We start from the raw sequence: 23985 nt of genomic DNA on the forward strand, positions 1-23985 counted from the left end.
AACACCGCTTCCCGATGCGCGATACTAGAATCGAACTAGTGACCCCAAGCGTGTCATGCTTGTACTCTAACCAACTGAGCTAATCGCGCACCCGAAAGCGGTGTAGTAATTACTCTATCGGATATCGTGCGTTTCGTCAAGATAGCGATATTTTTTTGTCGAATGTGAAGATGATTTGAAGATTTCACCGGGGAATAAATTCGAACATCTGTTCGGGTGATTTGAAAGATTATTGTTCGATACGAATAAACGACCGATGGAGAATACAGTTTAAGTTTCAAAACAATGAAGCTTATGAAGTAACGATTACGGATTATCACTAAGCGAGGTTCGTATGGATGAGAACATCGAGTTGCCGAAAATCGGCGACATTATTGCAAAAGAAAAATTGAAAAGCGATTTGGATAAAATCCCAAGTTGCAGGAAGACCGCATGAAGGAGCGCCGGTACTTTGGGATATGTTCTTGCGTTTTTAATGATTCATCTCGTTATTATTATACCGCTCGCGGTGCCTTTTATTTTATTCGTCGTTCTGGCGATCAAAAAGAAAAAAAAGATATTGTTTTTTGTTGCTGTGCCTTTTATTATTCTGCCGTATTTGCCGCACGGGAGCAGAGCGTTTTGGGGATATAAAATTACGAACGAGTGCCGGATAAAAAAACATCTCTTTCAAAAAAAATATTATTTGGGGGACGAAAAAGGCAAAATGCTTGCGGACGGTGTTTTTGAATGGACAATTACGGATGAGTATATTTACGGTTTTGACGGATATGAATCCGAATATGCCGTCGGTTTTATTTATGATCGCAAAACGAAACAAGGCGAGAATTTTGATCATGATGAATTTATTTCGGAATGCAAAAGACTAGGGCTTGAATATCCTTCACGTTTTGATAATATTTATACTTTGCAAAACGGTTTATCGAGAGCATATCCGCTGGATGGCGAACGATGAATAAAAAAAGGTTGGTATGATGAATATCCGTATTAAAACCTGGAAGGATATGGTGTTCCTTCTATTGGCATTTATCTCATCTACAGCAATTGACAAAATTCTTGAACTGCTTAAAGGGAATAGTAGAAGTTGTGAATTTAAGACAAAACTTAGATATGGATAGACTGTTGCTCTGCAGTTTTATAGGTTTGATTTTTTTTTGTTGTTTTTATTATTTTAGCGTATGTTTTAAAAATTTTTTGAGTTTATAACAAAAGATTAGGGTAAAAAGAGCTTTACCGGTAATATACAAATTATTAATTATACGGATGGGTACGGTACTGTGTTTACAGCACTCACAATTCCCCGTACCTCAATCCAAAGCCTAATATGCCGACAAAAAAGTACGCGGCGAGGGATAGGATAAACACTATATTGTACGGAAAAAGCTTGTTCTTTTTCAAAGATAAAAATACGGGTGCGGCAATTCCCGTAAGAATACATAATCCTATCAACACGAGTATAATCGTGTCCTTAAAAAAAAGTAATGCCGTTGTGAGTTCCGGAAAAAAAGCAGCCAACGGAAAAACGGTAATGTATTCGAAAAAACCTTCATGTATGAGAGATATCGGACTCGGCTTTTCGTTCGATATGATATATTCAACTAAAAAACAGCCTGCGAATAAAATAAAAAACGCGGATATATAAAAAATTATTATCTTTTTCTTTTTCATAATGTTCAATCGTTTTGTAACATTCGCCCTTATAATCCGTTTTTATTTCTTCAGCGTTTCCGCGTGTGCGGTTTTTTCTCCTGCGAGGAGGCGCGCTTTATGCACTTTGACTTGGGGGTGTTTTTTTGCCAAATCGAGGATCGCATTTTCGACGGCTTCTTTTTTCTTTTCTCCGAAATCGAAGAGCTCTTCCTGCTTCGGCTCCGATGCGCCGCTTATGTGATCGGCTCCGATTCCGATGAGGCGTATGCCGCGCCCCGATTCGTATTTTTTTTCAAACAGAGCGCATGCGCGTGCGTAGAGGTCGTCGATCGACGTTATCTTTGACGTTGAAGTTTCGCGGGCGGAAACGGTTGTAAAATCTTCGTAGCGTATTTTTACAAAAACGGTTTTGCTCGTATAGTCTTCGCGCCGCATGCGAAACATGACGGTGTGCGAGAGTTCCATGATTGCGGTTTTTATCGCGTATGTGTCGGTAAGGTCGTATGCGAAAGTTTTTTCGGAACTCAGCGAATGGGAAGCCGCGTCTCTCATAAAAGTGTCGGGTTCTCTTCCGCGCACGACGTTGTATAAAAAATTGCCTGCGGCTTTTCCGAACAATACGCAAAGCAGTTCTTCGCTTTTTTCCCGAAGATCGCGTGCGGTAAAGATGCCCGCCTGATTGATGCGCGAAAGCGTTTTGTGTCCGATGCCCCATATTTTTTTCAGCGGCAGCGAAAGCATAAAACGCTCTTCGTCTCCCGATTCGACTTCAAAAAATCCGTCGGGCTTCGACATTTCGGACGCGAGCTTTGCGATGTATTTCGTGCTTGCAAGACCTACCGATACGGTGAGTCCCGTCGTATCGAGCACTTCTTTTTTTAAGCGGAGCGCGGTTTGTTCGGGATCTCCGAAAAGAAGCTCGGTGCCCGTCAAATCGATAAAAGCTTCGTCGATGGAAATCTGATCGACGTCGGGAGAATATTCGCGGAATATATCCATGATCTGAGCGGAGACTTCGTGATAGCGCTCATGTCTTCCGTGCAGGTAGATGCCCGAAGGGCAGAGCCGGTACGCTTCGGCGACGGGCATAGCCGAATGGACGCCGTATACGCGCGCTTCGTAGGATGCGGTCGAAACGACAGCCCGCCGTTCGCCAGGCAGCCCTCCGACGATCACGGGTTTTCCGCGGAGAGCGGGGTTGTCGAGCTGTTCGACTGAAGCGAAAAAGGCGTCGATGTCGACGTGGAGAAAGCGCTTTGTCATGAAAAGCCGCCGCTTTTTTGAGAAGGAATATCGAAAGTGTACGTGCTTTTGACGTATGCGTTTTTTTCGCCTGCTTCATAGAGCGCGCTCACTTTTACCGTTGTCGAAGCCGAAGTGTCGGCGGTATATACAAAGACGAGCGTTTCGGGCGGGTACGGCGGGATCGCAAAAGTATCGGTGTTCGTGCCCGTATCGGAAACGTATTCGGAGTCGGAGTAGAGTACGGGATTTCGCGATGCGCCCGTAAGAGACACGGAACACAGGACGGCGTTTTTTCCGATCCGTACGACGATGCGGCGCGATGTGTCGCCGAAAAAGGTTCTGTCGCTTACGCTGCACGAAATACGGTTTTCGTCCGTCTCTCGTATGTCGCTTCTAAGCGCGGATCGTCTTTCGTCTCCGGTATCGAAACGGTCGGGAATATAGGTGATCGCGGTAAAAATCAAAGTCGCGATCATTGCAATAGCTGCGAGAGATAAGACGGCATTGCGCATACGCATACCGAAAACGGAGAGTGATGTGTTTTGCCACCTTTCGTTCATGCGCGCTATGATGCGGAACCACTGTATTAAAAACGGAAGAAAAAGAAAGGCGAGGAGGACGTTTATCGGAAACGGACTGTACGCGACGGTGCGGAATGCGTTTGCGCGGCCGAAATTGATTATCTGCACGACGTAGGGCAAAAAGGGTATCCCCATCAGAAAAAAAAGCGCGATAAGGGAACCGGTACGCTTGAACGGCCGCGACAAATACGTAACAACGTATTCCATCGTAAAGAGGAAAAAAAGCGATATGTCAACGGCGGCAAGGATAAAAATATTGACGACGGAAGCGAGCGTGAGGACATAGGCGTAGGCTTGTTTTTTGAGTATGCCTTGCCGGCGTATTTGAAAAAGGTAGAGAATGGTCACGATGATAAAGGCTGCGGCGACTTTTAGGACGAATTGCACGAGCGTGCCGATGCCGAATACATTCGACAAAAAATGTGTAAATATTTGACTTGCCTGAAACGAAAGAGACGCGATAAGGGCTGTGAGCGGGATTATGTACCACAGATGCACTACGTCGCGCCGTATGTTTTTTCTATTTTTTTTGTCGACGATAAACGAAAATTCGCAAAGAATAAAAAGACTTACGAATGCGATACCCATAAAACACAGCACGATAAATCGCTCATCGAAGTCGACGATCGACGTGCCCGTCGGGATGAGTATGTAGTGCCTGTCCCAGCTTTCAGCTCCCGTCGCCGCGTACGCAGAAACGAAGGATGTCAAAAGCGGAAGCGCATTTTCGCTGTCGGGAGAAAGCGAAAGCGATACGCACGGGATTTCGCGCGTAAGAAAAAAAGACGAGCGCTCATCGCTTTCGATGAGGGAGAGGCGGAAGAGCGAATTGAGTCCGCCGCCGCGGAGGGTATAGGGGATGGCGTTTTCATCGCACGCGCGGATGAGGCGCAGCACGAGCCAATCGGGGGAAACAGTGCCTTCGCCTCCCGGTTCGATTGCCGCTTTTTTTCGGGCGTCGAAATCGACGCACACGGCCGCATAATCGTCCGGCGTTTCGATGCTTTTTGCGAATATGTCGGTACCTTTTATCTGCGGTATGCCTGCATCGATCTTTTCGTCTCCGTAAGAAAAAAGCAGGATGATATCCGAGTCGCTTTTGATTTCTTTTACGCTCTGCAAAAACGGCGTAAAAAAATCGCGGTGGACGTACGCGTCTTCCATCGTAAAGGCGAGGATGAGTCTTGTGCGTCCGTTTGAAACGGTAGTCTTTTCGGATGCGGGAATGCGGACGTAGACGTTGTACGGGAAATCGTTTTGTCCGCCGGAAACGAGGGCATCGCTTACTGTACGTAAACCGAATGAAGACAGAAAAGAAGCCGTTTCGCGGCAGAGTTCGCGTCCGTGCACTTCGTTTTGCGCGCACAGGGATACGGAAGCGAAAATGCCGATAAAAAAACACAGTGCGAAGCGCTTCGTTTTCATGCCGTCAGTGTATTGTATAACGTGTTTACAATGCAAGTCCTATTGTATATAATACTGCACATTGGCAAATGTAAACGATTGGAAAAAAACTATGAGTACGACTGAAAAAAAAATTATGTTCGGTTTACCGCTGAAAATCATATTGACGGAGGACGGTGCTTCTTATTTTATAAGCCGCAAAAAAAAGCTCCTTCGTTTCAGACTTGCGGACAATGCCGACGAATACGGTATCTTTTTTAATAAATTTTATCCTCAGTCCGTCCAACATTTGATTTTACTCGACTACATTTCAAAAATCGAAATATCGACGACCGAATTCGTTTCGGTGCGGCAGGAAGTCATGGATCTTGCGAAGATCATCGTCTATTCGCTGCTTTACAAACAGTTCGATCGGGAAGTGTATTCCGCCCTCATTAAGTGCGCCTGCGTTCGAAAATACAATCGATCGAATCCCGCACATCTCATCGACGAAGAGACATCGATAAGCGAGCGCCAGCTCAAGCTCATGCTTTTAAATAAAGATGCGATCATCGCGCAGACGCGGAAGCAGATACTCGATCCGATTTGGCAGAGCATCGTCGACAACAAGGGCTACTCTGCGGAAGAAAAAAACATTTACCTTTTGATGAGTGAAAAATTTTTGAACCGCTTGGGCCTCATGAATTGGTATATCATTACACTCTTCTGCAAAAACCAAGGTTTCCCCGAAATCCTCCTTACGCTGCGCAATAAGCTTGTCGCGTATATGGAAAAATCTCGGGTCGCCGAATATATTTCCGTCATGATCATGGAGCTTGCGCTCAACAGCGAAAGCTTGAATATCCGCAAAGAGGCGCGCAATATGTATCAGGGCGTCGACAATATCGATGCGCTCATCCTGGATCCCGTCATCAGAGAAAAAATTATTAAAGAGTTGCAGCGCAAGCGAGAACTCGTATTTTTGTCGTGGAAGCTCGGAGGAGGGGCTTCGTCGATCGGCAGGCAGGGCAGGCTGCAGATCACGCTGTACAACAAAGACGACGCGTTTCAGGAAATGAAAGAGACGATCGAAGCGAAAAAGACCGCGGACACGAGCAAAAAGACCCTCATCGATTTTTACCGCGAGCTTCCCGAAGGCCAGGAGGGCGTCGACTTGGGTTTGTACTACCTCTCCTATCTCGACGATGCGTGCAAAAAAGTCGGTGTCAAATTCGAATCGCTTGTGAGTCAGTTTACGGCAAGCGATTTGACCGTCATCAATCTGATATTCAATTTTTAGCTATGAAATCGTCCGTGCCGCTTTTTGCGCTTTCCGGCTTTCTGCTTTTTTTTTCCTGTTCTCTTTCCGCGCCGGATGTGAAAGGGGTGAAGGCGGCAGCGGTATTCGAGTATGCGGACAACGATTCCGATCCGCGCATGCGTCTCGCGGTCTTCGCCGAAGCGGGAAGCGACGTGCGGAGAGTCGAAAGCATCCGCATTGTTTCAAACGATAGGGGCTGGGAGTGGAAAGCGATCGGTTTGGAAATTTTCGCTTCCGATGCGAGGCAGTGGGCGGGCTATACGAATTTCGTTTCGCCCGGAGACGGGGCGATCCCGCAGGGGGCGTACACGTTCTTTTATACGGATGCGCTCGGCGATGACGCGGAAAGCTCTTTTTCCGTTTTTTATCCCGCCGATCTTGTACACACACGATCGGGCGAGGCGAAGGAAAAACTCGGAACGGGGATGAAGGAACGGATCGCGCTTTACGATGAAAAAGACGTTCTCATCTACTTCGATGCGCGCAAAGCAGGGTGGAGAGAAGACGATGATGTATGGCGGGAAATGGAAAACGCGTCCCGTATGCGTCTTTGCTTTTTAAATGCGGATGCATCGGTGCTGTGCTTTATGCCCTTTATCGATCGACCTGAAATATCGCCGACGAGCGGGGAGTGAGCGCTTTGAACGAAGCGGGCGTATTTGAAGAAAAGCGGCCTTTCCGTGACGTAAAAACTTATGTCGTCAGGGCGTCGCGCATGACCTCGGCGCAAAAGCGCAATTACGCGGAGCTTGCCCCGAAGTGGTGCGTGCCGTACAGGGAATCGCTTATCGATTACGCATCTCTTTTCGGAAACGATAATCCCGTTACGATCGAAATCGGTTTCGGCATGGGAAGCGCGACGGCGGAAATCGCTTCGAACAATCCCGACAAAAATTATATCGGTATCGAAGTGCATAAGCCCGGCATCGGAAAGCTGCTCGGCGAAATCCGATCGCGCAGTTTGGAAAATCTCCGCATCATCGAAGGAGACGCGAATGCGGTGCTTTCGGATATGATCGCCGACGCTTCGGTTTCCGCCTTTCACGTGTTTTTTCCCGATCCGTGGCCGAAAAAGCGCCATTATAAACGGCGTCTCGTGCAGCGGCCGCGAACCGACCTCTTCGCATCGAAGCTCGAAGAAGGCGGCTATTTTTACATGGTCACCGATTGGAGCGAATACGCGGACTTTGCGCTTTCCGAGCTTGCCGCAACGGAAGGATTTGTCAATGCGTATGAGGGCTTCGCCGAAAAAAAAGCGTGGCGGCCCGAAACGAAATTCGAAATGCGCGGAATACGTGCCGCTCGGGAAATTCGCGAATTGTATTTTATTAGATCCAATTAAACGACGATGAGGGTGTATGGACGAACTGTTTGCTTCCGATACGGCGGATGGGCAAAAACGCGCAGCGGATGAGGCGCGGAAAAATCGCATTGTCGAACTTCAAAAATCGATACGGCGCTATCAAAAATCCTATTACGACGGCGAAGGTGAAATAAGCGATGAAGCCTTCGACGCGCTGTGGGATGAGCTTAAGTCTCTCGATCCTTCCGATCCGCTCTTAAAAAAGATCGGGCAGGATTCGGGCAATTTCGAAAAAGTCCGACACATCATGCCGATGGGAAGCCAGGAAAAAGTTGCAAATCCCGAACAGTTTTTAGGCTGGGCGCAAAAGCATGACTACGGCGAATACCTTGTCGAATACAAACTCGACGGCGCTTCTCTCGAATTGCAATACGAAAAAGGAAATCTTGTACGCGCCGTAACGCGGGGCGACGGTACGGTCGGAGACGACATTACGGCAAACGCAAAAAAAATGAAAGGCGTCATCATGACGCTTTCGTGTGCGGAAGACTTTACCGGAGCCGTGCGCGGCGAAGTGATCATGACGCACGGCGTTCATCGTGCGAAATACGGCGATAAAGCGAATTGCCGAAACGCTGCGAACGGCATCATGAAGCGGAAAGACGGCACGGGAAGCGAAGACTTGGAGATGATCGCATACGACGCGTGGGCGGCAGAAGGAGAGGCTCCGTTTCGGGACGAAGAGGAAAAAATCTCGTGGCTTTCATCGTGCGGTTTTACCGTCGTGCCCCTTGCGATCTGTAAAACAGCCGATGAAGTCGTCGCATATCGTGCGGGTGTCATGGAAAAAAGAAAATCGCTCGACTACGACATAGACGGACTTGTCGTCAAAGAGCGGACGATCCGCAGGGACGATGCGGCGAGAGCGCGCCCCGAACGGCAGATCGCGTTCAAGTTCAGTCTCGAAGAAGCGGTGTCCGTCGTCCGCAGCATCGAATGGAGTAAAAACGGCGGAACCTATACTCCCGTTGCGATTTTCGATCCCGTGGAACTTGCCGGTACGACCGTGCAGCGAGCAAGCCTTGCAAACCCCGATACGATGCGCGCCCTCGGCGTTGCCGTCGGTTCATCCGTCGTCGTCGTAAAGAGGGGAGAGATCATCCCGAAAATCGAAAGCGTCGTTCCGAACGACAACGCGACTTTTCCCGTCGTCTTTCCGAAAACCTGCGAAACTTGCGGTACTTCTCTCGTCGATGAAGGCTCTCGTCTTTTTTGTCCGAACAAGTCGTGTCCGAAGCGCGTGTTGCATCAGCTTTTGAAATGGGTGCAGATCGTCGATATCCGAGATTTGGGAGAAACTCTCGTCACTTCTCTTTTCAATGCGGGAAAGCTTTCTTCGATCACCGATATCTATTCCCTTACCGTTGATGTGCTCACGCCGTTTTTTTTGAACGAAGAAAGCATCGCCGCGGAAAAAGAATCGCTCGGAGCGGCGAAGGTCGTCGCGTCGATCGGAAACAGGAGACGCATGAGCCTTTCGGCTTTTGTTGCGGGATTCGATATCGAAGGGATAGGGGAGACGATGGCGGAAAAACTCGTCGCCTCGGGTTTCGACACGCTCGAAAAACTTTTGCAGGCATCCGAAGCGGACATAGCCTGTGTATACGGTTTTGCCGAAAAGACGGCGAAGATTGCGGTCGAAGGGCTTTCCGAAAACGCGCTCGAAATGCGCTCCCTCGTTTCTTCCGGGACGATAGAGATCATCGAGCAAAAAGCCGGTATCTTTGCGGGAAAATCCTTTTGCTTTACCGGAGAGCTTTCGACGATGAAGAGGGCCGATGCGGAGAGCCTCGTCAAAGAGCGGGGCGGCGTCTGTAAATCGTCGGTGACGAAAGATTTGTCTTACCTCGTCACAAACGATAAAGAAAGCGGTTCTTCGAAAAACGCAAAGGCCGCGAAATTCGGCATACCCGTCATCGACGAAAAAGAATTTATTAAAATGGTACATGTTGAAACAGCGCGTTAAGACGAGGCGGATATGGCGCGGGAAAGAACGGCAGGCTATTTTATTTTCAATGCGGTCTTTGCGTCGCTCCTCATTTTGTTTATCGTGTTTGCCGTCCGCTTTGCAAACTGTTTCGGAGCCGCCGAAAGGCTTCCCTCTATCGAGCGCTATGAAATCATGAGGATTTTAATATATGGGACGAGCGTAGGCGCAGACGGAGAAACAGTGAGCGCTTCCGTTTCCATCCTCGATACGAGCGGCAACGAATGTGCGCGGATCGAACGTTCGTGGCGCGGTTCGGTTCTCGCCGTCGATTTTAAAAGCGCGGAATTTTCAGGCAAGCGTTTTTATTTTCCGTGCGAACTCTACGGCAGGGAAATCGTATCGGCTTCTTCTCCTTTTTTTCGCCGGCGCGGTACCGAACTCTTCCGTTATTACAATGAAAACAAACAGTGCATGCTTTTGGGAGCCTCTTCGCCTTTTGAAAGGCGGCGCGATCTGTACGCGCTCGCCCGTTTTGCCCTTTCTCCGTTTTCCGCCTTTGCCGCGGGTTTTTCGAGGGGCTATTCGGCGGATCTCGCACAGTGCCGGGCGGGCGTCCATTACAGCGTTATCGTCGGCACGGACGGAATACTGAAAATCGAAGCGACGTATTGACGGGACAAGGGCGCGGAAAAAGTATCGGCGAATGCAATAGATTCAATTTCGAGTTTTCCAAAACCCGAAATTTTCCAACCGTTTCGCGCGTCGTCATTTGACCGGGTAACCAAAATGGCGGAACGGCGAGGATTCGGTGAACGAACACTTGAGGTATCCGAAAAAAAAACATATACTCCGTTATATGCGAAGTGTACGGAACGGCTTCTCGCTTTTTTTGATTGCAGCTTTTGTCTTTGCCGCGTGTTCCGCTCCCGAGAGGCGGCAGATGCGGCGCGAACAGACTATGAGAGAGAGCGCAAACGCTGTACATGAAGATGCAGTCCGAACGCTTGCGGCAAAACAGGATGCTCTTTTTTCGTATGTCGCATCCCTTACGATCGAAGAGCAGGCTGCTCAACTTTTTATGGAAAATCTCGTCGAAGACGACGTATTCACTCCCGTCGAATGGACGGATGCTTCGCGCAGCAAAGCGCTCATGCCCGGCGGCTATATTTTCTTTTCATACAATATCGCCGATACTCCGGAAAAAATTATTAATTTTACCGATTCGATTTTTTTGTACTGCGCTGCACACGGCTGCATTCCGCCGTATCTCGCACTCGATCAGGAGGGCGGAGACGTGTGCCGGCTGAAAGGTATTGCAGGAAAACTTCCCGCAAACGGAGTCGTCGCCGAAACATTTTCGGTATCGGAGGCGTATCGCTTGTACTCGCTGCAGGCGTCTCAGATGCGGCTTCTCGGCTTTACCGTCAATATCGCGCCCGTTGTCGAAGTGCGTACCGAGTCGAACGAAGCTTTTATCGGTGAGCGAAGCTTCGGAAATGTGTCGGGTGTCGTCGCATACGGGGCGGCATCTCTCAACGCCCTGCAAAACAACGGCGTCGCCGCGGTGATAAAGCATTTTCCCGGCAACACGAATACCGATCCGCACACGGGATTGCCCGAAATCGATATATCCGAAGAAGAATTTGATAAAACGGTTTGCTATCCGTTTTCCCGCCTTATCTCTCTCGGGAGCGCAGGCGTTCTCATGTCTCATGCCCGCGTGTCTCTTGCCGATTCTCATATACCTGCGTGTCTTTCGCGCGTTTGGATAGAAAATAAACTGCGCGGTGAACTCGGTTTTAAAGGACTCGTATTTTCGGACGATATCTTTATGGCCGCTCTTTCGGAAAACGGTTATCCTCCTGAGCGTGCGGCGCTTTCGGCGATCGAAGCGGGCGTCGACGTGATTATGATTTCCGAAAAAAAGTTTGCACGCGAACATGCGTTGCTTGTCGCCCGTGCGAAGGAAAACGAACGTTTTGCAAAACGGATCGAAGAATCTGCACGCCGCGTTATCGATTTTAAAATCGATCGCGGTATTCTTACGCTTGAAAAAACGGACGGCATTTGGCGCGTCGTTCCGACTTCCGCTGTGCCGTACTCAGGCTCTGCATCACAAAGCGCAGGTGCGATGCGGTACGACGGAAAAGTAAAGCGGGCGAGGGCGGAAGCTTTTCGAATCGCAAAAAAAGAAAACGATGCCTTTGTTGCCGAAGTTTCCGCTCGGAGTTCCCGCACATCGGAAGCGGGGCGGGGTGCGAATCGTTGGCGGTAAACGAATGGGGATCGTAAATGCCGGCGGAAAGCTGTGAATGAACGGAGCGATATGCGGAAAGATAGAAGTGCGCAAAAGCTTTCGGGAAAAGAGGGATTCGAATCGCTGTATTCGGCGCTGTACGGACAGCGGTGGCCGAAAATCAAAGAAGCGCTTTTAGGCGATGTCCGCTATGCGTCGTGGAACGCGGGCGGAAGGGAGCCGTATTTTCTCGATGCCGCAAGCGTTCTGGCAGCTTCTTCGCTCCCGCTTTCCGGTGCGCATACTGTTCTCGACCTCTGCGCGGCACCGGGCGGCAAAACGCTTGTCCTCGCATCTCTCATGGAAAGCGATGCGTATCTCGTTGCGAACGAGCGTTCCCGGGAGCGCAGCAAAAGACTCAGGCGCGTCCTCGAAAACTGTCTTTCCGAAAGTGTTTTTGCGCGCGTAAGGACGAACGTGAGTGACGGAGCGAAACTGTGTCTTAACAAAAACGCGCGCTTTGACCGCATCCTGCTCGACGCACCGTGTTCGTCCGAACGCCACGTTTTTACCGATGCGAAATACCTTGCCGAGTGGACGCCTTCACGCATAAAAACTTCGGCGATCGCTCAGTGGGCGCTCTTGTCGTCCGCTTACCGCATGCTCAATCCCGACGGCTACATACTCTATTCGACGTGTGCTCTTGCTTCCGCCGAAAACGACGATGTCGTCGAACGGCTTTTTAAAAAATTCGATACGGCGAAAATCGCGCTCGACCGTATTCCGCTGGCGCGGCAAAAGCTCGAACCCTTTTGCGATACGCCTCTTCCCGAAGCCGAAAAAACGAAATACGGTTTTCACGTTTTGCCCGATACACAAGACGGAGCGGGGCCGATATATTTTTCTCTGATTCAAAAAACTGAGAAGTAAAAATCGTAGGCCGTACAATGTCCGGTCGCACGCCTTGTCACCCGCTGCAAAAAAGTTTACAATAATATATAGACATATAAGAGACGGTTTTAAACGGCAAGTCCGTTTTCAAAACCGGGATTTGCGTTGCAGATCCGTATATCGAAATGACCGATTCCGCTTCAGTGCGGACGGTATGAGAAAAGTTTTCCGAAAGCAGCAGCTTTTCAGGGACTTTACAGGAGTTTTCTATGCACAGTTACAAAGAGATCGGACTGGTCAACACGAAAGTGCTGTTCCAGCAGGCGATGGCCGGACACTATGCGCTTCCGGCATACAACTTCAACAATATGGAACAACTGCAGGCAATTATCCAAGCTTGCGTTGAAACACAGTCGCCGGTCATCCTGCAGGTTTCAAAAGGCGCGCGCGCGTACGCCGATAAATACATGCTTCGCCACCTTGCAGCCGGTGCCGTCGAATACGCCCACGAACTCGGCTGCGATATCCCGATCGTGCTCCACCTCGATCACGGTCCGTCATTCGAAGTTGCAAAAGACTGCATCGAAAGCGGATTTTCATCCGTGATGATCGACGGTTCCTCTCTTCCCTACGATGAAAACGTAAAGATGACAAAACAGGTATGCGATTTTGCACACGCGCAAAAAGATTACGTTACCGTCGAAGGCGAGCTCGGCGTGTTGGCCGGCGTCGAAGACGAAGTGAGCGCGGCCGAAAGCCACTACACGAAACCGGAAGAAGTGCAGGATTTCGTCGGCAAAACGGGCGTCGATTCGCTTGCCATTTCCATCGGCACGAGTCACGGCAGATGCAAATTCACACCCGAACAGTGCACACGCACTGCAGACGGTGTTTTGATCCCGCCGCCGCTCGCATTTAACGTGCTCGAAGAGATCGAAAAAAAGCTTCCGGGATTTCCGATCGTGCTTCACGGCGCGTCGTCGGTTCCGGTACAGTACGTCAAAGAGATCGAAAAATACGGCGGTAAGATACCCGATTCCGTCGGCATCCCTGAAGAACAGCTTCGAAAAGCGGCGAAATCCGCAGTATGCAAGATCAATATCGATTCGGACGGACGCCTTGCGATGACTGCGGCAATCAGGCGTGTACTCACGGAAGACCCCACAGTGTTCGATCCGCGCCTGTACCTCGGACCGGCACGCGATGAACTGAAAGCGATGTATGCGCACAAAAATAAAAACGTGCTCGGCAGCGCGGGACATGCAATCGAAGCGATGAACGCGATCAAAGCTGCAAAATAAATAATTATTAATTTTGTTTTTATGAGAGGGCGCGCAAAGTTTTGTGCGCCCTTTTTGCCGTTTTCGGTATAAAGCGAGTTTCGAAAAGTCTTTAGAGACTCATGAATGATCCGTACGTCTTTTTTGCTATGTACGATGCCGACCGAATATTGCAGATATGCCGCCGACTAGAGTTACGACGGAGTTTAAAATTGAACGTCTGAAATGGCGCCGTTCAATTTAACTTCGAGTTTTCGAATCAAAACTCGCGAATCAACGTGTGCGCTCTCGCGCACTAATTCAACAGTCTCCAAAATTGATATTTTGTTCGACTGTTGAATTTTAAGGAAAGTTAAAATTGAACGTCTGAAATGGCGCCGTTCAATTTTAAGGAATATCCGAAGTATTCGAAAGACTGTTTTATGCAGTGCTTGCGACACTCGACAGAAGTGGACGCAAATTGTTCAGGAAGTATTTTTACGCTGCAGATGCAACTGAAATCAGCTTAAATATACACGACTTTCCATGGGCTGATTTCAGAAGTACCATGGGAGGCATAAAAATCAATCTGCAATATGATATCAACCATAGTGTTCCCGACTATGTATTCATCATAAATGCGGTCGAACATGAAAACAATACTCTGAAAGACATGCGGCTCAAAAAAGGAGATACTGTTACGTTTGATTTGGGCTACTGCAACTATGAAACTTTCGGCAATTTCTTCGAAAATGGCGTTCTGTTCGTCACTCTCAACTGTGCAAATACGATGGCAAGAATTTCACGTACTTTATGTCAGGGATAAAAGTGTGTCTTTTTGAGCGAACTGATTTATTTACGTGGTTCGTCGGCTCTTCGCCGGTTAGAACGAGTTCATTTCGTATGGCTATCCAACAAGAATTAGGATTATGATTTTATCTTGAACAGCCTGTGTGTTTATTAGAATTTTATCACAGCTTTTCATTTTCTGCTGGGAGATTTTTTTCTACTACTCGTATTTCTTTGTCTTATATGGATTTATTTACATACAAAATGGATCAAATCCGAGCAGTGGTCGTTCGCGGCTCGTTTTCGATAAGTTTTCCGCGCGACTCACACGGCGCCCGTCTCCGTTTTGCCGAGCTGACCGCAAGCACCCGCGATGCTTTTTCCGCGGTGCATACGGAGCGTTACGTTGAGTCCTCCCTTTTCAAGGCGCGAAACGAATTCCTCCGTTTCCTCCTGATTTGGCGTTGTAAAGGAAAGCCCTTCGACGGGATTCCACGGAATGAGGTTGATGTGGACGTCCAAATCTTTTGCAAATGCTATGAGAGAATCTGCATTTTTTTCGCTCATGTTTTTCCCTGCAAGCAGCACGGCTTCGAGCGTAACTCTTTTTCCCGTTTTTTCGATGTAGTACGAAATCGCCTGACGCAAATCGTGTAAAGAATTCGACAAAGACGCCGGCATGAGTTCGCGGCGCAAGGTTTCGTCCGCCGTCGTAAGCGAAAGGGCGAGGCGCACTGCCGGCCCCTTATCCGCCAAATCGTATATGCCGCTTACGATGCCGACGGTTGAAATCGTGATACGGCGGCTTGAAAGATTTCTGCCCCGTTTGTCGGTGAGCACGGCGATCGCTTTCCGGACCGCATCGAGATTTAAAAGCGGCTCTCCCATGCCCATGAAGACGATATTGTCGAGCAGTCCCGCATATTTTTCGAGATATAAAAACTGTTCGACGATTTCCGCCGCGCTCAAATTCCGCGCAAGACCGAGTGTTCCCGTTTTGCAAAAGGCGCAGCCCATCGCGCAGCCGGCTTGGCAGGAAACGCAGGCGGTTTTCCGACCCGCCCTGTCGGTGAGGAGCACCGTTTCGACTGCAAGTCCGTCTTCCGTCCGTATCTGCAGCTTTACCGTACCGTCTTCCGCTTTCAGTACATCCGACACCTGTGTCGAGCGGATGAGCGCTTTTTCGGCAAGTGACGCCCGTAGTTCCGTGCTCAGATTCGTCATCTCATCGAACGAATAGGCACCTTTTCCGATCCACTGAAACAGTTGATTCCCGCGGAACGAAGGAGAGAGAGAAAGCGAAGCGCACAGTTCTTCGGGCAAAAGACCTGCGAGTGCGATTTTATTCATGATCGGGACATGTCCGACAAAAATTAATAAAGCGCGGCGTGCACATCAATAGATCGGCTTATTGTTTTTCAGCTTGTCGAGCATATCGCTTATAGGCGGACAGCGTATACCCTGTCGTTGAAAACTTTCGAGAGCGGAGACGGCATCCTGTTTTCTGTTGAGCTTTACGTAGCAGTCGGCAAGGTCTATGTACAGACGGTAATTTTTTGCGTCGTTTCGGATGAGGTTCGAAAGCCGATCCGCTGCTTCTTCGTATTTGCCTTCGCCCTTGCAGATGAGCGCGAGTCCGAGAGCCGCGTACACGTCGAAAGCGATGTCGAGCGCTTTGTTGTAGTATTCGACGGCGGTTTTGTAATCGCCCGTGTTGCGGTACGCATCGCCCGAGCGCGTGAGGATCACTTTGTTGTCGGGATCGAGCGCGAGGATTCTGTTCCAGTATTCGATGGAACGATACTGCTGGTTCATGCCGCGGTAACAGTCGGCGAGTCCGAACAGCGCGTAAAAATTATTCGGGTCGAGTGCGAGCGCGCGCTCGAAATAGGCGACGCCGTTTTCGAAGGTTTTAAGCTTTCTGTGACAATTTCCGATCGACGTGAGGACGCGGATATCGACGGCGCTTTCGTTGAGTTCGAGCATTTTCGCCCAATAGTAGAGCGCGTCTTTGTATTCTTTAAAGTCGTAGTGCAAGTGCCCGAGTCCGATGAGTGCGTACGCGTTGTCCTGTTCCATATCGAGGACTTTCAAATACAGCTCTTTCGATTTTTTAAAATCGTGTATTTTCCGATATGCGTCGGCCACGCGCGTGAGCACCGTGATGTTGCGATCGTCATGCACAAGGTACTGCTCCCAAATGTCGATCGCTTTTCGATATTGGTTGAGCGCTTTGTAACAGTCGGCAAGACCGAAGAGAGCGTAGTTATTTCCCGGATGGTAGGAGAGGCAATCGTTATAATAGCCTATCGCTTTATTGTAGTTGTTCTGCTTGCGTTCCGAATCGCCGAGTCCGACGAGGGCGTAGTTGTTGTTGTTTTCGATGTCGAGAATTTTTTTAAACATATCTTTCGCATCGGTGATTTTATTGCTTTTTAATAATTGATAGCCGCCTTTTGAAAGCTCCGAAATACGGTCGACGTTCAGGTTCTCATCGGCAGAGGATTCATCGGAAAAGAATTCTTCTTCGTTTTCCGTTTCGGTACTTGCAATGCTTTCGATCGTTGCTTCCATTGATGTATACTCCTTTGTTGCAATTATGCATTTTTTTCTTTTAATACCGCCGATATGACGCGGGCCATGCATTCATAAATCGGTTCCGACTTTTTTACATTGTGCGCAAGCACGTACTGCTTGAGCGCTTTTATCGTTTCGTTTTTTTTCGCGTAGGCATCTCCGACGCGCGTCAATCCGTCGGAATAACCCGTCGCCGTGAATATCCTGCGCGCTTGTTCGATATCGCCGTCGTTGAAAAGGGTATTGCCGGTACGGTTCAGAGCCGCTTTTTGTCCGGCGGAGAGAGAGGCGACGGGGGTATCGGTAGTTTTAATAAATCCGGCGTTTCCCTGTTTTTCCGCTATCGTTTTTTTTAATGTATCCGGTATCATATGCGCGTAAATTAAACAACAATTATCATAGTACCACGTTTTTACGAAAAGTCAAGGATATCTTTACTTATTTTTACTTATTTATTGCCGGATTTTTGTAAAATCTTTATAATGCGGGATCCCTGTCGAAAAATGCGTATGTGTGCTATACTGTACGCATGATAGCGGCATATATACGGGATTTGCTTGAAAGTCCGAAAGCGGGCGTCATCCGTAAAATGTTCGAAGAAGGGGCGCGGCTCAAAAAAAAATACGGAGCGGAAAACGTTTACGATTTCAGCCTCGGAAATCCCGATTTGGATCCGCCTTACAGCGTCGTCGAAGCGATAGAGCGGATCGCTTCGGATAACTCTCACGGCACACACGGCTATATGCCGAACGCGGGCTATCCTTTTGCGCGCGAAGCGATGGCGAAAAAAACGGAAGCCGAACAGGGAGTGTCCGTTCCTCCGACTCACATCGTTATGTCGTGCGGAGCTGCGGGTGCGCTCAACGTCGTTTTAAAATCGCTTTTAAATGCGGGCGACGAAGTGATCGTGCCGGCTCCTTATTTTGCCGAATACGATCACTATATCAGAAATCATGCGGGCGCTATCGTGCGCGTAAAGACGAAAGAGGATTTTTCCCTCGACTGCAATGCGATCTCGGCGGCGCTCACCGAAAAGACCTGCGCGGTTTTGATCAATTCTCCGAACAATCCGACGGGACGCATCTATTCGGCGGAAGACATCGCGTCTCTTTCGAATGCACTTCGCAAACACGGAAAAAAATGCGGACGTATGCCTTACCTCATCTGCGACGAACCGTATCGCGCGATCACCTACGGCGGCAAAAAAGTTCCGCCCGTATTTCCGCTGTACGAAAACGCGGTCATCGTTACATCTTTTGCAAAAAATTTGAGTTTGCCGGGAGAGCGCATCGGATATCTCGCTTTGAATCCCGCGTGTCCGGAAGCCGATGTCTTTATCGCCGCAGCGATTTTTTCGACACGTATTTTAGGTTACGTCAACGCTCCTGCTTTTTTTCAAAAAGTTGTCGCATCTTCTTGGAACGCACCGTGCGATTATTCGCCGTATGAAAAACGCTGCGCGCTTTTAAAAGAGATCATGGATCACGCGGGACTTGAGTATGCGACACCCGACGGCGCATTTTACCTTTTTGTGAAAGTGCCCGATGCGTGGAAGGGTGATGATCTTGCGTTTACGAATCATTTAAAAAAATACAATATCCTGTGCGCGCCGGGAAGCGGTTTCGGAGGAAAGGGCTGGTTTCGGATCGCGTACTGCGTGAGCGAGCGGACGATTATCGATTCGCGCGATGCTTTTTACAAGGCGGTACACGACGGAGTTTAAGAGCTGCGAGGCGGTACGCAGCGAACAATCGCGCTTAAAAAGCGATGCGGAAGCGCGGACGATTTTACGATAGCGATTTTTGGAGGCGATATGAAAATCCTTATGGTAACGGCGGAAGCGGTACCCTTTGCAAAGACGGGCGGACTCGCCGATATGGTGTCCGCTTTGGCGGCATCCCTTGCAAAGCTCGGACACGACGTAAAAATCGTCATGCCGCGCTATTATAAAATCGACCGGAAAAAATTGCAGGCGATCCCCGGCCCGCTCGCCGTCGCTGCGGGAACTTCGGAATCGTGGGTCGGCGTTTATGAAAGCGTGCTGCCTTCGTCGAAGGTCGGCGTTTATTTTCTCGACCACGAAGGCGCATTCGGGCGCGACGGCGTGTACGGCACAAAGACCGAAACCGATTTTCACGACAATCCGTACCGCTTTTCGCTTTTGTGTCACGGCGCCTTCCAGCTGTGCCGAAAGCTCGGATGGTATCCCGATATCGTGCACGCGCACGATTGGTCGGCATCTCTCGCTCCGATCATATTAAAGCACGTTGTCCGGCACGAACCGTTTGCAAAGACGGCGAGCGTTTTGACGATTCACAATTTAGGTTACCAGGGGCAATATTCAAAAGATTGGTTTCCTTCTCTCGGTATTCATTGGGGATTGTATTACGGCGCGGGACTCGAACACAACGGCGGTATCAATTTTTTGCAGGGCGGCATATCTTCCGCCGATATGATTACGACGGTATCCCCGACTTATGCGAAAGAAATTCAAACGGCAGAAGGCGGCTTCGGCATGGACGGGCTTTTGCGCGTAAGGGGCGACGTCGTTCGCGGTATCCTAAACGGGATCGACGAAGACGTATGGAACCCGAAAACCGATCCGCTCATCCCCGTCCACTACGACGAAACGTCGCTCGAAAAAAAAGAAGAGTGCAAACGCGAGCTGCAAAAGCGCATGAAGCTCCCTGAGGACGATGCCGTTCCCGTCATCGGAATTGTAACGCGCCTCGCCGATCAAAAAGGTATCGCCGAACTCTTTGCGCCGACATACGGCTGCATGTACCGCCTGTGCAGCGAAATCGACGTGCAGGTCGCAGTCCTCGGAAGCGGAGAAAAGTGGTGCGAAAATGAAATACTCGCGCTTCAGTCGAAACTTCCGAATATGCGCGCGTATATCGGCTACGATGAAAGTTTGAGCCATCTCATCGAAGCGGGCAGCGATTTCTTTTTGATGCCGTCGAAATACGAGCCGTGCGGATTGAATCAAATGTATTCGCTTTTGTACGGTACGCTTCCGATCGTGCGCCGTACGGGCGGGCTTGCAGACACAGTCGAACAGTACGATGAAGAGACGGGAGAGGGTACGGGCTTTATGTTCGACAACTTGACGCCTTCGGCCGTGTTCGATACCTGCGGTTGGGCGATCTACGCGTATTACAACAAAAAAGAGCACATCGCCGAAATGCGAAAGCGCGGCATGAAAAAAGATTTCAGCTGGAAAAAATCGGCCGAGCAATATATCGCCGTCTATAAAGAAGCCCTTGCGCGCGGCGCGGGAACGTGAAAACGCGAACGGACTGCCGCTAACGGTTTCAGCGCCGGCTTCGCCTCGTCTCTCGCTCGCTCATATAGCGTAACGCTTCATCTTCGCTCAAGCGCCGCACTTGCGTGTTCGGAAATTCGCGGTAGCGGCTTTGAGAAAATATCGATTTTCGAAAATGCCGCAGCAGTACGTGTTTTAAGCTTCGATTTGTCCTTTACACCAATCGACTACGACATCCATATCGGCCAGCGCCTTTTTTGTAAGCTCTTCATCGATATCAGGATAGTCAGGGTATCGAAAAGTTGCAGCAAATTTTGTTAAACTGATAGCAGAAAGTTTCACTGTTTCGGGAAACGCTGTTTTCGGTTGTATTGTTTTAATAAGCATTCCCAAATCGTGTATTTTAATAATTTCAATTTCGTATACTATGAACAGAGTTTTTATCGCTTTTTCTGCAGCCTGTTGACAGTGAAATCAGATGATTTCCAGAGGTTTGGGATGCATGGTTTTAAAAAGGTGATAGGCGGTATTCCTGTCCATATCGACTACGTGAAGCCATTGAGCTACGTCTTGCTTAAGATCGTTTTTCATAAAGCAATACACCTTCATTTGCAACTGTTTTTTCGAGTGTCGGACGATATTTTCGTATATCGAATTTCGACTTATGATTTACGATAACATCGCACGGTTTTTCTTGTATATCGAAAATCGCCGAATAAGCTTTATCACACAAAAGCAAAGGATTTCCTTTTTCCTCATCGACAACGACATAAAAATCATAATCGCTCTTTTCGGTTTCTTCGTTGCGCGCATAAGAACCGAAAAGATAGATGCGTTCGGGATCGAGGGCTTCTTTGATTTTTTCCGTTATCCGTTTAATCTCTTCCGTAATCATCGCTTTATGATACCACGAAAACGCAAGCGGCGACAACGGTTTCAGCGCCGGCTTCGCCTCGTCTCTCGCTCGCTCATATAGCGTAACGCTTCATCTTCTCTCAAGCGCCGCACTTGCGTGTTCGGAAATTCGCAGTATCGGCTTTGAGAAAAAAGAGGTTTCGTTCCGCTGCACGTTTTATCTTTGTTGTTTTGCAAATAGGTTTGCAATCCCGCTTCATCCGAAAATATTTTATAAAAAATTCTTCCCGAAGCGCTTTTTATTTCATATATGCCGCAGTTTTTTTTCATAGTGTAATCGGCCGTCCGCACATACAATTTTGCGATCGCCGGAGATTTAAACGGAAAGTTCCAGCGCTGCAATCCGTTTTTTGTGCGGTCGATACAGATGCACCGTCCGCACGTTCCGCAGATGTATTGCGTGTGGTTTTTCAAACATTCTTCCGGATTCAAAAGCGGCGTTACTCTGTCTTCGTCGGCGTAGCATTCAGTACACATACGTATCCCCCTGTAAAAGTTTTGTAATGCGATTTCGCTTCCGCGGCAAGCGCATGCACTGCAATACTACGGGGAATACAACAACTGTCAAGTAAGCCGAACGGGAAAATATAAAATCGATTTGAATGCGAGCTGTCCCGATTTTTTTAAAACTCGTACCAGGTTCCGTCTTTTGTCAAATACCAATCTGCGAGCACTTCGGTCTTTCCCGTATCGTACCACGAAATGCTCCCGTCACGGTTCAGCACTGCGATGCGCTCTCCGTTTTGCACGGCTTTTACCGGAAGCGATGCGGAGCGGCCGTAGTATCTGCTTTTTTTTCGCGAAAGATCGTACGAATATACTTTTTCGCTTCCGATATCCGTCAAAATATGTCCGTCATAAAAGTACGTAAAAGCGCGCGTATCTTCGTCGTTCAGTTTTAAAAGCATCGTCGTTTTTGAAGATGCGGGGGTATACGAAAAAAGATTCGTCGTTTTTTCATCTTCGCCTGACTGCACGGCGATGCCGTACAATTCGCCGTCGGAAGCGGAAAGTGCGTAGACGATGTCGGCTGCGATCTTCAACGGCACGATTTCCTTTGTACGCATATCGACGCTGAGAAGAGCGGACGGAGGATTTGTCACCGACGACTTTGCAACGTAGAGCGTACCGTCCGAGATGAGCGCGTCCTGCAAGCCCGATCCTGCATACAGCTCTGCAAGTTCGCCCGTGTCCCTGTGATATGCGCGGACGACGGCATTGCTTTCCATTGCCAAAATCATATTTCCGAACGCGCGGACGGATTGAACGCTGCTTTCGGGCGTAAAAAGGCGAGTCGTTTTATTTTCCGCAAAGTCGAAAAATTCGACCGCCCGCTTCGTGCCGCGTGACCACAGGATGACGCCCCCTTCGCAGACGCTCATATTCGTGTGCGCGTCATTCGATGCGCGTTTATCGACGGTGCCGGTATCGTAGGAGGAGACATAGAGCGCATCGCGCGTCAAAAAATAAAAACCGTCTTCAGCGCTCGCCGCATCGGAAATCTTTTCATAGATATCGTCGGTGAGCGGAGAAAGCGAGAGGAGCGCCGTATCGGGAAAAATCGTCGTTCGAAATACGTTTCCGCCGGAAGAGGCAAGAACAATTTCGTCTCCCGTTTTTGTACCCGCTCGGATCGCTTCTCCGTTCGGAAGCGATTTGAAGTTTTTCAAAATGCGGGGAGATGAAAACGTTTTGTCTCCTCGATTTTCAAGCATCGAAAGAGAGTACGTTCGGGATGCAGTACTTGCGATATAGTACAGGTTTTTATCGTCGGCGCTCGTCAGGAGCACGGGATCTCGTGCGGAAACGGAAGCGGCCGTCTTTCCGGAAAGCGCCGACACGACGTACACCGTATCGTTTTTGGTGCCTGCTAAAAACATATCGCCGTCGAAGGATGCGATATCCGAAAGGTTCGCTTCGCAGTTCAAGCGCCGCTTCAGTTTTCCGTCGAGCATATTGTAATAGGAAATAAAACCGACAGGCGAATATGTGCACAGCGTTTTTTCAGATGCGCTCGTCACAGCGTACGAAATGATTCCCGTCGAATCTTTTAAGACGTCGGCGACCCGTCCGTCCGAAGCGCGTAAAAAGATCGCCCCTTCGACGGAAGCCGTTCCGACGATGACATAGGTACCCTTTGCCGAAAACGACAAAGACGTTACCGCGTCCGAAAAGCGTCGTGCGTATTTCCGCTGCAGCGTATCGAAATCCCACAGGCTCACGCGGTTCACCAGTCCTCCGTCCGTTTCGTATGCGGCGATCGTTTTACCGTCGGGGGAGAGGGCGCAGAGTTTTACGCTCATATCCGAAATTTGATAATGTTCGCCCTGAACGTCGCCCGTCCATTTTATTAAAAACCCGTCGTCGCCCGCCGTAAAAAATGCGCTTCCATCGCGGGAAGCCGAAATCGCTCTGATTTCTCCTTCGTGCTTTTGATTCGAAACGCGCGATTGAGATGCAAGGGGCAGCGCGCTTAAAACGGCCGCAGTAAAAAATATCGTATATCGAGTTTTGAAAATATTCGCCTTTATTGATACGCGAAACGGATGGAAATTTAATAATGTGTTCATACTGATTACC

The 23985-nt window shown here is 49.1% G+C and carries 21 protein-coding genes, 1 tRNA gene and 1 pseudogene; 13 read left to right on the forward strand and 10 right to left on the reverse strand.

Annotation, left to right across the window (positions count from 1 at the left end):
- Positions 1-15: 15 nt before the first annotated feature.
- A tRNA-Val gene (locus JSQ97_RS05375) sits at positions 16-89 on the reverse strand.
- Between the two features lie 132 nt (positions 90-221).
- On the opposite strand from JSQ97_RS05375, the gene JSQ97_RS05380 reads away from it, so the two are divergent.
- Both JSQ97_RS05380 and JSQ97_RS05385 read left to right on the forward strand, forming a co-directional pair.
- A complete protein-coding gene (locus JSQ97_RS05380; RefSeq protein WP_239446962.1) occupies positions 222-323 on the forward strand; it encodes a type II toxin-antitoxin system RelE/ParE family toxin in 102 nt (33 codons plus the stop codon).
- A 128-nt stretch (positions 324-451) separates the two neighbouring features.
- Positions 452-955 (forward strand): hypothetical protein, encoded by a 504-nt coding sequence (locus JSQ97_RS05385; RefSeq protein WP_205075109.1) that lies wholly within the window; start codon positions 452-454, stop codon positions 953-955.
- A 755-nt stretch (positions 956-1710) separates the two neighbouring features.
- On the opposite strand, the gene dinB is transcribed toward JSQ97_RS05385, so the two are convergent.
- Both dinB and JSQ97_RS05395 read right to left on the reverse strand, forming a co-directional pair.
- The gene (gene dinB, locus JSQ97_RS05390; RefSeq protein WP_205075110.1) at positions 1711-2913 is read right to left on the reverse strand and encodes a DNA polymerase IV; all 1203 of its coding nucleotides are present in this window, start codon (positions 2911-2913) and stop codon (positions 1711-1713) included.
- Positions 2910-4901, reverse strand: a complete 1992-nt coding sequence (locus JSQ97_RS05395) for a hypothetical protein (RefSeq protein ID WP_205075111.1) — start codon at positions 4899-4901, stop codon at positions 2910-2912. The genes dinB and JSQ97_RS05395 overlap by 4 nt, the downstream gene beginning before the upstream one ends.
- 61 nt (positions 4902-4962) lie before the next feature.
- Here JSQ97_RS05395 and JSQ97_RS05400 point away from each other — a divergent pair, with 61 nt between their 5' ends.
- From JSQ97_RS05400 to JSQ97_RS05440, 9 genes are all read left to right on the forward strand, one after another.
- Positions 4963-6159: a DUF8084 family protein gene (locus JSQ97_RS05400; protein ID WP_370590039.1), complete on the forward strand. Its 1197-nt coding sequence runs from the start codon at positions 4963-4965 to the stop codon at positions 6157-6159.
- Positions 6160-6161: 2 nt separating this feature from the next.
- Positions 6162-6815: a hypothetical protein gene (locus JSQ97_RS05405; RefSeq protein WP_205075112.1), complete on the forward strand. Its 654-nt coding sequence runs from the start codon at positions 6162-6164 to the stop codon at positions 6813-6815.
- 80 nt (positions 6816-6895) lie between these two features.
- Positions 6896-7522, forward strand: coding sequence for a tRNA (guanosine(46)-N7)-methyltransferase TrmB (gene trmB, locus JSQ97_RS05410; RefSeq protein WP_239446978.1), 627 nt, complete (start codon positions 6896-6898; stop codon positions 7520-7522).
- Between the two features lie 16 nt (positions 7523-7538).
- Positions 7539-9509, forward strand: coding sequence for an NAD-dependent DNA ligase LigA (gene ligA / locus JSQ97_RS05415; protein WP_205075113.1), 1971 nt, complete (start codon positions 7539-7541; stop codon positions 9507-9509).
- A gap of 12 nt (positions 9510-9521) precedes the next feature.
- Positions 9522-10145 carry a hypothetical protein gene (locus JSQ97_RS05420; protein WP_205075114.1) on the forward strand — a complete coding sequence of 208 codons (624 nt, stop codon included), beginning with the start codon at positions 9522-9524 and terminating at the stop codon, positions 10143-10145.
- A 184-nt stretch (positions 10146-10329) separates the two neighbouring features.
- A complete protein-coding gene (locus JSQ97_RS05425; RefSeq protein ID WP_239446964.1) occupies positions 10330-11748 on the forward strand; it encodes a glycoside hydrolase family 3 N-terminal domain-containing protein in 1419 nt (472 codons plus the stop codon).
- Between the two features lie 51 nt (positions 11749-11799).
- Positions 11800-12639 carry an RsmB/NOP family class I SAM-dependent RNA methyltransferase gene (locus JSQ97_RS05430; protein WP_205075143.1) on the forward strand — a complete coding sequence of 280 codons (840 nt, stop codon included), beginning with the start codon at positions 11800-11802 and terminating at the stop codon, positions 12637-12639.
- A gap of 230 nt (positions 12640-12869) precedes the next feature.
- Complete coding sequence (locus JSQ97_RS05435) at positions 12870-13901, forward strand: class II fructose-bisphosphate aldolase (protein ID WP_205075115.1); 1032 nt, start codon at positions 12870-12872, stop codon at positions 13899-13901.
- Positions 13902-14427: 526 nt separating this feature from the next.
- Positions 14428-14685, forward strand: a complete 258-nt coding sequence (locus JSQ97_RS05440) for a hypothetical protein (RefSeq protein ID WP_205075116.1) — start codon at positions 14428-14430, stop codon at positions 14683-14685.
- Between the two features lie 287 nt (positions 14686-14972).
- Here the strand turns inward: JSQ97_RS05440 and rlmN are convergent, their stop codons facing one another.
- From rlmN to JSQ97_RS05455, 3 genes are read right to left on the reverse strand one after another with little or no spacing between them, the layout of a single operon-like run.
- Positions 14973-15998, reverse strand: coding sequence for a dual-specificity RNA methyltransferase RlmN (gene rlmN, locus JSQ97_RS05445; RefSeq protein WP_205075117.1), 1026 nt, complete (start codon positions 15996-15998; stop codon positions 14973-14975).
- A gap of 45 nt (positions 15999-16043) precedes the next feature.
- Positions 16044-17222: a tetratricopeptide repeat protein gene (locus JSQ97_RS05450; RefSeq protein ID WP_205075118.1), complete on the reverse strand. Its 1179-nt coding sequence runs from the start codon at positions 17220-17222 to the stop codon at positions 16044-16046.
- Between the two features lie 23 nt (positions 17223-17245).
- Positions 17246-17596, reverse strand: a complete 351-nt coding sequence (locus tag JSQ97_RS05455; RefSeq protein ID WP_205075119.1) for a hypothetical protein — start codon at positions 17594-17596, stop codon at positions 17246-17248.
- A 158-nt stretch (positions 17597-17754) separates the two neighbouring features.
- Between JSQ97_RS05455 and JSQ97_RS05460 the strand changes: the two genes are divergently transcribed.
- Positions 17755-18948, forward strand: a complete 1194-nt coding sequence (locus tag JSQ97_RS05460) for a pyridoxal phosphate-dependent aminotransferase (protein WP_205075120.1) — start codon at positions 17755-17757, stop codon at positions 18946-18948.
- Positions 18949-19038: 90 nt separating this feature from the next.
- Entirely contained in the window at positions 19039-20511 is a 1473-nt protein-coding gene (glgA, locus tag JSQ97_RS05465) for a glycogen synthase GlgA (protein WP_205075121.1), read from the forward strand.
- A gap of 174 nt (positions 20512-20685) precedes the next feature.
- Here glgA and JSQ97_RS12910 read toward each other — a convergent pair.
- The 4 genes and pseudogenes from JSQ97_RS12910 to JSQ97_RS05485 all read right to left on the reverse strand — a co-directional run.
- Positions 20686-20952: pseudogene (locus JSQ97_RS12910) on the reverse strand (HEPN domain-containing protein); the annotation flags it as partial.
- 112 nt (positions 20953-21064) lie between these two features.
- The gene (locus JSQ97_RS05475; protein WP_016520121.1) at positions 21065-21385 is read right to left on the reverse strand and encodes a nucleotidyltransferase family protein; all 321 of its coding nucleotides are present in this window, start codon (positions 21383-21385) and stop codon (positions 21065-21067) included.
- A gap of 41 nt (positions 21386-21426) precedes the next feature.
- The gene (locus JSQ97_RS05480) at positions 21427-21882 is read right to left on the reverse strand and encodes a hypothetical protein (RefSeq protein ID WP_205075122.1); all 456 of its coding nucleotides are present in this window, start codon (positions 21880-21882) and stop codon (positions 21427-21429) included.
- A gap of 146 nt (positions 21883-22028) precedes the next feature.
- Positions 22029-23975 (reverse strand): WD40 repeat domain-containing protein, encoded by a 1947-nt coding sequence (locus JSQ97_RS05485; protein WP_205075123.1) that lies wholly within the window; start codon positions 23973-23975, stop codon positions 22029-22031.
- Positions 23976-23985 lie beyond the last annotated feature (10 nt).

Source organism: Treponema sp. Marseille-Q4523 (assembly GCF_016901105.1).
In the GTDB taxonomy this organism is placed as follows: Bacteria; Spirochaetota; Spirochaetia; order Treponematales; family Treponemataceae; genus Treponema_D.